Annotated in this window: 12 protein-coding genes and 1 tRNA gene; 3 read left to right on the plus strand and 10 right to left on the minus strand. The window is 68.4% G+C overall.

From position 1 onward, the window contains the following. Positions 1-114: 114 nt before the first annotated feature. On the minus strand, positions 115-1,071 hold the full coding sequence (locus tag GFD30_RS07035; protein WP_153024494.1) for a sigma-70 family RNA polymerase sigma factor: 957 nt from the start codon (positions 1,069-1,071) through the stop codon (positions 115-117). A gap of 604 nt (positions 1,072-1,675) precedes the next feature. Here GFD30_RS07035 and orn point away from each other — a divergent pair. Together orn and GFD30_RS07045 are read left to right on the plus strand one after the other, a co-directional pair. Further along, positions 1,676-2,308 carry an oligoribonuclease gene (orn, locus tag GFD30_RS07040; RefSeq protein WP_322633029.1) on the plus strand — a complete coding sequence of 211 codons (633 nt, stop codon included), beginning with the start codon at positions 1,676-1,678 and terminating at the stop codon, positions 2,306-2,308. A gap of 57 nt (positions 2,309-2,365) precedes the next feature. After that, positions 2,366-2,441 (plus strand) — tRNA-His (locus GFD30_RS07045). Positions 2,442-2,542: 101 nt separating this feature from the next. Here GFD30_RS07045 and GFD30_RS07050 read toward each other — a convergent pair. The 9 genes from GFD30_RS07050 to GFD30_RS07090 form a co-directional block, all read right to left on the minus strand. Beyond that, on the minus strand, positions 2,543-3,019 hold the full coding sequence (locus GFD30_RS07050) for a DUF1707 SHOCT-like domain-containing protein (protein ID WP_153024495.1): 477 nt from the start codon (positions 3,017-3,019) through the stop codon (positions 2,543-2,545). A gap of 29 nt (positions 3,020-3,048) precedes the next feature. Then, the gene (locus GFD30_RS07055; RefSeq protein ID WP_153024496.1) at positions 3,049-3,591 is read right to left on the minus strand and encodes a DUF1707 SHOCT-like domain-containing protein; all 543 of its coding nucleotides are present in this window, start codon (positions 3,589-3,591) and stop codon (positions 3,049-3,051) included. A 24-nt stretch (positions 3,592-3,615) separates the two neighbouring features. After that, a complete protein-coding gene (gene map / locus GFD30_RS07060; protein ID WP_322633030.1) occupies positions 3,616-4,452 on the minus strand; it encodes a type I methionyl aminopeptidase in 837 nt (278 codons plus the stop codon). Between the two features lie 5 nt (positions 4,453-4,457). Further along, a complete protein-coding gene (locus GFD30_RS07065; RefSeq protein WP_153024497.1) occupies positions 4,458-5,093 on the minus strand; it encodes an adenylate kinase in 636 nt (211 codons plus the stop codon). A 105-nt stretch (positions 5,094-5,198) separates the two neighbouring features. Further along, entirely contained in the window at positions 5,199-6,536 is a 1,338-nt protein-coding gene (gene secY / locus GFD30_RS07070) for a preprotein translocase subunit SecY (protein WP_153024498.1), read from the minus strand. 250 nt (positions 6,537-6,786) lie between these two features. Next, the gene (gene rplO, locus GFD30_RS07075; RefSeq protein ID WP_153024499.1) at positions 6,787-7,260 is read right to left on the minus strand and encodes a 50S ribosomal protein L15; all 474 of its coding nucleotides are present in this window, start codon (positions 7,258-7,260) and stop codon (positions 6,787-6,789) included. Between the two features lie 2 nt (positions 7,261-7,262). Beyond that, entirely contained in the window at positions 7,263-7,445 is a 183-nt protein-coding gene (gene rpmD, locus GFD30_RS07080) for a 50S ribosomal protein L30 (protein ID WP_153024500.1), read from the minus strand. A gap of 10 nt (positions 7,446-7,455) precedes the next feature. Next, the gene (gene rpsE / locus GFD30_RS26765) at positions 7,456-8,097 is read right to left on the minus strand and encodes a 30S ribosomal protein S5 (RefSeq protein ID WP_407648986.1); all 642 of its coding nucleotides are present in this window, start codon (positions 8,095-8,097) and stop codon (positions 7,456-7,458) included. 269 nt (positions 8,098-8,366) lie between these two features. After that, positions 8,367-9,830 (minus strand): RICIN domain-containing protein, encoded by a 1,464-nt coding sequence (locus GFD30_RS07090; protein WP_153024501.1) that lies wholly within the window; start codon positions 9,828-9,830, stop codon positions 8,367-8,369. A gap of 544 nt (positions 9,831-10,374) precedes the next feature. Here GFD30_RS07090 and GFD30_RS07095 point away from each other — a divergent pair. Then, a complete protein-coding gene (locus tag GFD30_RS07095; protein WP_194201879.1) occupies positions 10,375-10,851 on the plus strand; it encodes a GtrA family protein in 477 nt (158 codons plus the stop codon). Positions 10,852-10,853: the final 2 nt, after the last annotated feature.

Raw genomic sequence — 10,853 nt, forward strand, 5'->3', positions numbered from 1 at the left:
CCGGAGAGCCGCTCCGCAGGGCATGCACCTGGATCCGGACACGCTTAAGGGCCGGGGCGATGCCCCGGCCCTTCGCGCTGTTCGGCTCGTGCTGTTTCCTCAGCGGTTACGCCTTCAAGCCGCCTCGGCCATGACCTGGTCGTTGGCGAGTTCCTTGAGGCGGGCCAGCGCCTGGATCTCGAGCTGGCGGATGCGTTCGCGCGACAGGTGGAACCGGTGCGCGACCTCCGTGAGCGAGTGCTCGCGGCCGTCCTCGAGCCCGTAGCGGGCCTTGACGATCCCCGCCGAGCGCTCGTCGAGGTGGTTGAGCATCATCTCGATGCGCTGGCGTTCCATCCCGGCGAGGACCACGTCCTCCGGGCTGGGCTCGTCGGAGTCGGCGACCAGGTCGCCGAGGTTGGTGTCGCCGTCGTCGCCGATCGGCGTGTCCAGCGAGACGGTGTCCTGGCTCCAGCGGATGAGCTCGTTGACCCGCTCGACCGTGACGCCGAGGGCGGCGGCCACCTGGTCGGGTTCGGGGTCGCCGCCGAGCTCACGGGTGAGCTGGCGGGTGACGTTGCGCATCCGGTTGACGTCCTCGACCAGGTGCACCGGCAGGCGAACGGTGCGCTCCTGCTGGGCGATCGCCCGGCTGATGGCCTGGCGGATCCACCACGTGGCGTACGTCGAGAACTTGAAGCCGCGCGCGTAGTCGAACTTCTCGACGGCGCGGACCAGGCCGGTGTTGCCCTCCTGGATCAGGTCGAGCATCGGCATCCCGGAGCGGACGTACCGGCGGGCGATCGAGACGACCAGCCGCAGGTTCGCCTTGATGAACTGCTCCTTCGCGCGCGCGCCGTCCTCGATCAGGCGCTTGAGCTCCTTCTCGGTGGCGTCGCCGAAGGTCTCTCCCTCGCCGAGCAGGTGCTTCGCGAACAGCCCCGCTTCGACGGCCTTCGCGAGGTCGACCTCGGCGGCGGCGTCAAGCAGCGGCGTCTTCGAGATCTCGTGCAGGTACACACCTACAAGGTCTCGTTCCTCAGCGACCTCTTCGGTGGTGAGGGTGGGTGTTGTCGTAGTCTCCACGCTCAAGGTCTCCTCCAGCTTCCTCGTCCCCCGACACCGCGTGAACGGTGTACCAGTTACAACGACCGCTTCGTTGCGTGGAATTCCGTGCCCCGGTGTTCGATGCGCCACGGTTACGGAATCGATGCGAACGGGTGCCCTTTCGGGTGTTCGCGCAATCCCGTGAACCGGTCTCGCGGGCTATGCTCGATTCACGGCTCCTGTCACTGGGACGGGCGCGGGGAACGCTCATGATGCCTCTGAGACGGGGATCACCTCACCGGCGTTGCGGGGTGGCGATCCGAGTCCTGGTCACGGTATCGTTTCCGGCCTGCTTCATCGCAAACCTTCAATCTCTAGGGGTACACGCGCCTTACCTTGAAAAAGTTGAGAGATCATCTCTTTGCGGCCCGAATCACGTGGATCCGGGTCGGGAAGGCGGCGACGCTCTGATACCCGCACCATAGCGGACGGTAGCGGTGACAAGCAACACCATTCCCAGCTGTTGTTGTCGGATTCCGAGCACCCCTCGTTCTCCTCAGTCTGAACCCTCCGGGCCCTCCGCGGGGCGCTTCCGGCCCCCGTGATGCGAAGATCACGCGCGTGACCGCCTGAGCGTAGAGTTGGCCGGGTGACAGAAGAACGCCTTGTGTGGGTCGACTGCGAAATGACCGGCCTCGACCCGGACACCGAAGCCCTCATCGAAATCGCCGTGCTCGTCACCGAACCGGACCTGACCCCTCTGGACGACGGCATCGACATCGTCATCGCCTGCGACGGCGACACCCTCGCGAACATGGGCGCGTTCGTGGCCGACATGCACGCCAAGTCCGGGCTCACCGACGAGGTGCGCGCCTCCGAGGTCTCGCTCGCCGAGGCCGAGGACGCGGTCCTGCAGTACGTCAAGCAGCACGTGCCCGAGGCCCGCACCGCCCCGCTGTGCGGCAACTCGATCGCCACCGACCGCACCTTCATCACCAAGTACATGCCGCGCCTCGACGACCACCTGCACTACCGCATGATCGACGTGTCGTCGATCAAGGAGCTCGCCCGCCGCTGGTACCCGCGCGTCTACTACAACCAGCCGCCGAAGGGCCTCGCCCACCGCGCGCTCGCCGACATCAAGGAGAGCGTCAAGGAGCTGGAGTACTACCGCCGGACCGTGTTCGTGGCCCTGCCCGGCCCCACGAGCGAAGAGGCCAAGGCCGCCGCCGCGGCACTGGCCGAGACCGCCGGTGAGACCCCGAACACCCAACCCCGTTGACATTCGCCCGGCCCCGATGGCTATCATTGTCCCCGGCTTCCTTGTTGAAGCCCGATGGTGGTCGTAGTTCAGCTGGTAGAACGCTTGGTTGTGGTCCAGGAGGTCGCGGGTTCAAGTCCCGTCGATCACCCCATCTGAAAGGCCCCGTGAACGGTCCGTTCGCGGGGCCTTTTCCATGCCTCGAACTCCGGCCGCTCCACGCGGTGCCGGAGCCCCCTCCGGGCGGCCGGCCCGCTAGTGCTGGTTCCGCTTGCGGCGCATCCGCTCCTTACGCTTGCGCTCCTCCGCGGGGCGCATGATGGCGCGCTCGGCGCCCGTCAGCGCGATGCCGACGACGAGCAGCGGGACCATGACCCAGATCGGCCAGAAGTAGACCGAGTTCTCCGTGAAGAGCTCGACGACCGCCCACACGCCCAGGTTGATGCCGATCGGGATCGAGAACCCGAACCACATCCACTTGATCCAGTCGGGCGCGCCGAGCTTCTCCGGCTCCTGCGAGTCGAGGATGCGCTGGTACGCCGGCAGGTCCGCCAGGACCGCCTCGGCGTCGCCGACCGTCTGGGCCGCGAGGAGCACGTCGACGCGCTTCTCGTACTCGTCGAGGTCGATGTACCCCTGGTCGACGGCCGAGCGCAGGATCTCGGTCAGGGCACCGCGCTCGGGATTGCCGATCCGCATGCTGCGGTCGCCGAACCGTTCGAGGGAGGACATTCGGGCTCCTTGGGGGCTGGGGGTCGGGGTCAGTGTCCGAGGTGGCCGCGGCCGTGACCGCCGCCGTGGCCGCGGTCGTCGCGGCCCGATCCGTCCTCGTCGTCGCCGCGGCCGTCGAAGCCGAGGTTCACCACTTGGACGATCGTGGCGATGCCGAGGCCGAGGATGGGCCAGATCGGCCAGAAGTACGTCGGCTCGCCGGTGCCGATCCAGGTCGCGAACCAGACGCCGGTGCAGATCAGGCCCACCGTGACGAGGCCGCGCAGCGCCGGCACGTCCTTCAGGCGAATGCCCCGGGGCTTGTCCGGCGCGGAGGAGGCGGCCCGGGCGGGCTCGGCGGGCGCATCGACGGCCGAGGTCGAAGCAGTGGCGACCTCCCCGGCCTTCGGGCGGCCGCCGGGCAGGTCCTCGAAGACGATGTCGAGCTCGGCGTTGGTCTTGGCGCCGTAAACCGCCTTGGCGCGTTCGTCGAACTCGGCCAGGTCGATCCGGCCCTCGTCGAGGGCGGCCTGGAGCTGCTGGATCGCCAAGTCGCGGTCCGCGTTGGAGATCCGGAGCCTATCGTCGGTCACGATGCCAATTATGGCATCGCGGTCCTATTCGGCGCGAGCCGCGCTCGCGGCCAGTTCGCCCAGCTGTGCGACGCCGCCGTCGGGGGCCGTCAGCACCCACACGCCGTCCTCGCAGAGCGCGATGGTGTGCTCGGTGTGCGCCGCGACCGAGCCGTCGTCCGTGACGATGGTCCACCCGTCCTCGAGCTCGGCGGTGTCGGGCGAGCCGAGCGTGATCATCGGTTCGATCGCCAGGGCCATGCCGGGGCGGAGCTTCGGGCCCTCGCCCGGGCGGCCGTAGTTGAGGATGTGGGGGTCCTGGTGCATCTCGGTGCCGATGCCGTGCCCGCCGAAGCCGGTCACGATCCCGTAGTCGCCCGAGTGCTCCACGGCGTGCTCGATCGCGTGCGAGATCCCGCCGAGGCGCTTCGAGGTGGCGGCGGCCCGGATGCCGGCCCACATGGACGCCTCGCAGGCCTCCCGCAGGGCCCGCAGCTCGGGCGCGACCTCGCCGATCTCGATGGTGATCGCCGCGTCCCCGTGCCAGCCGTCGACGATGGCGCCGACGTCGACCGACAGGAGGTCCCCCGGCTCGAGGACGGCGTCCTTCGCGGGGATCGCGTGGACGACCTGCTCGTTGACCGAGGAGCAGATCGACGCCGGGTAGGGCCCGAAGCCGATGTCGTAGCCCTTGAAGGAGGGGACCGCGCCGGCGCCGCGGATGACGTCCTCGGCGATCCGGTCGAGTTCCGCCGTCGAGACGCCCGGTCCGGCGGACTCGCGCATGGCCTGGTGGACCTCGGCCACCACGAGGCCCGCGGCCCGCATCTTGCGGATCTGCTCCGGGGTCTTGTACTGGATCCGGTCGCGACGGCGGAACACGGACGCTACTCCGCGGCGCCGATGGCGGTCAGGGCGCGGGCCGTGACCTCGTCGACCTCGCCGATCGCGTCGATCTCGACGAGCTTGCCCTGGGCCTCGTAGTAGCCGACGAGCGGGGCGGTCTGCTCGGCGTACACCTTGAGGCGGTTCTTGATGGTCTCCGGGCGGTCGTCCGAGCGCTGGTAGAGGTCGTCGGAGTCCGGGTCGGCCGGCGGGTCGAACTCGAGGTGGTAGACCTTGCCGGTGGACTTGGAGACGCGGCGGCCCGACAGGCGGCGCACGACCTCGTCGTCGCTGGCCACGAGTTCGAGCGCCAGGTCGAGTTCGGCCCCGGCGGCCTTGAGGATGCCGTCGAGGACCTTCGCCTGCTCGGTGTTGCGGGGGTACCCGTCGAGGAGGAAGCCGTCGGCGGCGTCGTCCTGGGCGAGCCGGTCGGCCACCATCTCGTTGGTGACCTCGTCGGGGACGAGGTCCCCGGCGTCCATGTACTCCTTGGCCTTGAGGCCCAGCGGGGTGCCGCCGGAGACGTTGGCGCGGAAGATGTCGCCGGTGGAGATCTTGGGGATGCCGAGCCGCTCGGCGATGATCTCCGCCTGGGTGCCCTTGCCGGCCCCCGGCGGGCCTACGAGTACCAGTCGCAAAGAATTTCCTCCCGTGTCGTGCCGATCCTCGGCTCGTGGACGTTCGCCGAGCGTGCCGATAGCGCGGCCTGGCGGCCGCGCTGTGGCACCGAGGTCAAGCCTGCGTCAGCGCAGGAAGCCCTCGTAGTGGCGCTGCATCAGCTGGGACTCGATCTGCTTGACCGACTCCAGGCCGACGCCCACCATGATCAGCACCGACGTGCCGCCGAACGCGAACGTTGCGAACAGCTGCTGGTTACCGAACGCGATGATGGCCAGATTGGGAAGGATAGCGATAGCGGCCAGATACAGCGAGCCCGGGAAGGTCAGGCGTGACAGGACTCGCTGCAAGTAGGTCGCGGTGGGCTTCCCGGGGCGCACGCCCGGGATGAAGCCGCCGGCCTTCTTCATGTTCTCCGCGACGTCGTCGACCTTGAAGGTGATCGACACGTAGAAGTAGGTGAAGAAGATGATCAGGAACGCGTACAGCGTGATGTAGACCCACGAGCCCTGGTTGAGCAGGTACCGGTCGATGAACTGGACCCACTGGGCGTCGCTGTTCTGGTTGAGCTGGCGGAACAGCGTCGGGATGTACAGCAGCGACGAGCCGAAGATGACCGGGACGACGCCGGCCTGGTTGACCTTGAGCGGGATGTACGTGGAGGTGCCGCCGTACATCCGGCGGCCGACCATCTTCTTCGCGTACTGCACCGGGATGCGCCGCTGCGACTGCTCGATGAAGATGACCGCGACCATGATCGCGATGCACAGGCCCACGATGACGGCGAACATGAACCAGCCCTCGGACTCCTGGAGGGACCAGAACTGGCCGGGCATCTGGGCGGCGATCGACGCGAAGATCAGCAGGCTCATGCCGTTGCCGACGCCCCGCTCGGTGATCTGCTCGCCGAACCACATGATCATCGCGGAGCCGGCGACCATGACCGCGACGACGGTGACGACGGACATCCAGTAGGGGATGTTCGCTTCGGTGGTCGACAGGTCGGGCAGGATCGGGCTCGGGCACTCGGTCTGGAAGAGGATCCCCGACCGGGCCAGGGCGATGTAGCCGGAGGCCTGGAGCAGGGCGAGGCCGAGCGTCAGGTACCGGGTGTACTGGGTGATCTTGACCTGGCCGGGCTGGCCCTCCTTGCGGAGCTGCTCGAGCCTGGGGATCACCACGGTCAGCAGCTGCATGATGATCGACGCGGTGATGTACGGCATGACGCCGAGCGCGAAGACCGAGAGCTGGAGGAGCGCTCCACCGGTGAACAGGTTCAGGAGGCCGAAGACGCCCGCTTCATCGGTGGGCTGCATGTTCAGGCAGGACTGCACCGCGGCGTAGTCGATGCCGGGGCTCGGCATCTGCGCACCCAGGCGATACAGACCGATGATCATCAGGGTGAACAGGATCTTCTTGCGCAGATCCGGGGTCCGAAACGCGCTGATGAAGGCGGAGAGCAATGCGGTTCCTCCTGAACAAGACCCCCTGGCGGGGCCCGGAGACGTTGCGGGGCAACGTCCTAGTTACCAGTGGGCGTGTGAAGTTCGTAGCGAGGGGATCACACGCCCGAGGAAGACGGTGGACCTCGCCAAGGGAGCCTAGCAGGCGCATTCGGACGCAGAGTATTCGGCACTCAGCATGACGAAACGGGCCGGAGTTCCCTCCGGCCCGTTTGCGCTGTTCAGGTGTTCGCCCGGTGCGCGGGTCCGCCTATTCGGCGAGCGCCTCACCGGTCTTCTTGTCCACCACGGTGGTCGTGCCGCCGGCGGCGGCGACCTTGGTGGTGGCGGAAGCCGAGAAGGCGTGCGCCTTCAGGTCGAACTTGACGCCGTCGACCTCGCCGGAGCCGAGGACCTTGATGAGCTCCTTCTTGTTGAGGACGCCCGCCTCGATCAGCTGCTCGGGGCCGACCTCGCCGCCGTCGGGGAAGAGCTCCACGAGACGGTCGAGGTTGACGACCTGGTAGACGAGCTTGTTGTGCGGCTTGAAGCCCTTGAGCTTCGGCAGACGGATCTGGAGCGGCTGCTGGCCGCCCTCGAATCCGGCCGGCACGGTCTTGCGGGCCTTGGTGCCCTTGGTGCCGCGGCCGGCGGTCTTGCCCTTGGAGCCCTCACCGCGACCGACGCGGGTCTTGGCCTTCTTGGCGCCGGGGGCCGGCTGCAGGTCATGAATGCGGATAGCCATGACTACTCGACCTCCTCGACGTCGACCAGGTGACGGACGCGGTGGACCATGCCGCGGAATTCCGGGCGGTCCTCCTTGTAGACGGTCTGGCCGATCTTGCGAAGGCCGAGCGTCTCGATGGTCGCCCGGGTCTTCGGCTTCTCGCCGATGACCGACTTGTGCTGGGTGATCTTCAAACGTGCCATGTCAGATCCCCTAAGCCTGCGCAGCCTGGGCGGCTTCGGCGCGGGCGCGCAGCAGGCCCTGAGGAGCGATGTCCTCGAGGGGCATGCCGCGGCGGGCCGCGACGGCCTCCGGGGCTTCGAGCTGCTTGAGCGCCTTGACCGTCGCGTGGACGATGTTGATGGCGTTCGAGGAGCCGAGGGACTTGGACAGGACGTCGTGGACGCCGGCGCACTCGAGCACGGCGCGCACGGGGCCGCCCGCGATGACGCCGGTACCGGCGGAGGCGGGCTTCAGGAGCACCTTGCCGGCCGCGTCCTCACCGAACGTCTCGTGCGGGATGGTGCCGCCGATGCGCGGGACCTCGAAGAAGTTCTTCTTGGCCTCTTCGACGCCCTTGGCGATCGCCGCGGGGACTTCCTTGGCCTTGCCGTAGCCGACGCCCACGTTGCCCGCGCCGTCGCCGACCACCACGAGGGCGGTGAAGGCGAAGCGCCGGCCGCCCTTGACGACCTTGGCGACGCGGTTGATGGTGACGACGCGCTCGATGTGCGGGGACTTCTCGGCGCGGTCGCGACCGCGACCGCCCTCGCGTCCACCGCGGCCGCCGCGACCGCCGCGGCGGTCGCCGCCGCCGTCCCGGCCGCCACCGGCGGCTTGCTGTTGATCAGCCACGAGACTGATTCCTTTCGTTCGCTCAACGCCGGCCCTGGACCGGGCCGACTCGCATGCTGCGCCCTTTGCGGGCCTTCGGCCCGGGGCGTCCGGCCTCGAGAGCCGGGAGACGCTGCGCCGAAGCGCAACCTCTCGATTATGCCTGGTCAGGGGTTGTACCGCGAACGGCGGGGTCGTGCTGAGGCCGGGAACACACGCAGGACCGCCGCCCGCGGCCGAGCGCGGGCGGCGGTCCGGAGCGGTGCTCCTGGGGGTGCGGGCGGCGCCGGTCAGAGGCCGGTGACGTCCCACTGCTGGTTGGCGGCGCCGGTGCAGGTGTTCTGCACGATGGCGGCGCTGTTGGCGGTCGAGGAGCCGGCGACCTCGAGGCAGAGGCCGGAGTGCTGGGCGACGATGAGGTGGTTACCGTTCGCCGCCGCCCTGAGGGCGAAGCGCTGGTTGCCGCCGGCCCAGCAGCCCCACTGGCCGACGGCGGCGCCGGGGGCGGTGGACTGGTCGAGGACGTCCCAGCACTTGCCGGTGGCGGTGTTCGCGATGGCGCCGACCTTGGAGCCGGGGTAGACCGGGTCGAAGGTGAACGCCTGCGGGGCGCCGTTCCAGCAGCCGTACTGGATGAGCAGGGTCCCGTCGGTGCCCGAGCCGCCCGGGACGTCGATGCACCTGCCGGAGTTCGCGTTGACGAACTTCGTGGCGTAGGGGCTGCCGTCCTCGGTGCCGACGACGCCTTGGACGGTGCCGGCGGCGGCGTCGATGTTGAGGGTCGAGTACCAGGTCAGCGACATGCTGGTGTTGCTGGGGAAGGCGATGGGGAGCCAGACGTACTCGCTGTCCATGGGCTTGCCGCCCCACTGGGGCCCCCAGCGGTCGCCCATGTAGAGGTAGCTGGTGCCGGCGGTGCCGGTGACGGTGGTGACGAAGGTCGGCTGGGAGCCGAAGGTGGTGGCGTTGCCGGCGTTGGACCAGCCCGACCAGGCGCCCTCGGGGAAGTTCGTCGTGGTGGCGTACTGGGTCTGGTTGGCGTTCCAGCCGGTGGCGCCGGAGGTGACGAGGAAGTAGACGCCGTTGCGCTGGAACACGGCCGGGGCCTCGCGGTGGTAGCCGTCGAAGACGTGGACGAGTTCCTCGATGCCGAGGTAGTCGTCGGTGAGGCGGTAGACGTTGAGGTCGTAGTTGACGTCGGCGGCGGAGATGAGGTAGGCCTCGCCGTCGGTGTCGACGAAGAGGGTCATGTCGCGGGAGTCGTAGCCGAGGGGGCGGAACGAGCCCCGGTAGTCGTAGTCGCCGGCGACGGTGTCGGAGACCGCCACGGCCACTTCGGCGTCGCCGTAGTCGACGCCGTTCTCCTTGTGGGCCCAGAGGACGTACTTGCCGGTGCGGGCGTTGTAGATGACCTTGGGCCGCTCGATGTTCGCGGGCGAGAGCTCGGGGTCGGACTCGGCGCTGAGGATGTCGTTCCTGAACGTCCAGTTCACGAGGTCGGTCGAGGAGTACATGCTGACCTGGTCGAAGAGGTAGCCGTCGCGCTGCTCGCCGACGAGGTAGTAGGTGCCGCCGACCTTGAGCATGCCGCCGCCGTGGGCGTGCATGAGGTTGCCGGAGGTGTCGGTGATGGTCTGGCCGTTGTCGAACGCCACGGGCGCCGCCGCCGCGGGGGCCGGGGCGGCGAGGCCGAGTGCCGCGGTGGCGAGGGCCGTGGCGGCGGCGAGGGCGCCCAGCCGCTTCTTTGCTGACATCGTCGTCTCCTTCACGAGCGCTCCAAGGGGAGGCTGATCGAATGATTTCGATATTTGCACAGATTCGGCCGCTTGTAAAGACCCTTCGTATAACCGGTATAAGAACAAGGAATTTCATATTTCAACGGCGGCCGATAAAGTTACTCCAACGTCGTCCCCCGTTCGAGTGGCTCTTTCTGTCGGCTACTCGACTGGCGCCGAATCAATCGTCACCGCGACTTGTCCGATTCAATCTGATACGCGCGGCATGCGCGGCGTTCCGTATAGCGCAAAAAGGACATCTGCGCGGGCGCGGTGACCGAACGTAACAGAGACGTAAGCAGACAGGGCCCCACCACCTGCCGGTTCTCCGCTAGCGTGGTCGATGCAACCCGTTCAGTGACCGCACGACCCGAGCGCGACGCCGCACCCGGATCCCCTTTCCCAGCATTCCGGTAACCCGCAATTCCGCACGCACCGACGCAATCCATTGAGGATGAGTCCATGCGTTTATCCGCTGTGCCCGATGGAGGTCTCACCAATGCGTCGGAACCGGCCGCCGACAATGCGGCTCGCCCGATTCTCAATCGTCGGCGCCGCCTGTTTCGCGATACAGGCGGGGATCCTCCTCGCCCTCCGCGAGGCCGGCGTGCCGGACACGGCCGCGAACGCGGCCGGGTTCCTCGCCTCCGCGCAGGTCAACTTCCTGCTGAGCTCCGCCTTCACCTGGGCCGACCGCCGCCTCCCCGCGCCAGGAGCGCGACCCGTCGCAGCGCGCTGGGCCGCGTTCCAGGTCACCGTCGCAGCCGGCCTGGCGTGCAACACCGCCGTGTTCGCGCTCGCCTCGCGCCTCGCGCCGCCCGTCGCGGCCGCGGCCGTCGCGGTGTGCGCCGGGGCCCTCCTCACCTACCTCGCCGGCGACCGCCTCGTCTTCCGCCGCCGCAAGGCGGAACCGACCGACCACTCTGGAGATTCCCTTGACGATCATCACCGCCCGGCCGCAGCCGTCCCCCGTCCGAACGGCGGCACCGCCGCCGACTGACG

It is taken from the genome of Glycomyces albidus, assembly GCF_009451885.1.
GTDB lineage: Bacteria > Actinomycetota > Actinomycetes > Mycobacteriales > Micromonosporaceae > Glycomyces > Glycomyces albidus.

What these genes read in the sequence shown, in the direction of transcription:
- GFD30_RS07050 (WP_153024495.1), bottom strand. Translation starts at nt 3,019, where the DNA reads ATGTCCTCCCTCGAACGGTTCGGCGACCGCAGCATGCGGATCGGCAAT.
- rplO (WP_153024499.1), bottom strand. Translation starts at nt 7,260, where the DNA reads ATGGCTATCCGCATTCATGACCTGCAGCCGGCCCCCGGCGCCAAGAAG.
- rpmD (WP_153024500.1), bottom strand. Translation starts at nt 7,445, where the DNA reads ATGGCACGTTTGAAGATCACCCAGCACAAGTCGGTCATCGGCGAGAAG.
- GFD30_RS07090 (WP_153024501.1), bottom strand. Translation starts at nt 9,830, where the DNA reads ATGTCAGCAAAGAAGCGGCTGGGCGCCCTCGCCGCCGCCACGGCCCTC.
- GFD30_RS07095 (WP_194201879.1), top strand. Translation starts at nt 10,375, where the DNA reads ATGCGGCTCGCCCGATTCTCAATCGTCGGCGCCGCCTGTTTCGCGATA.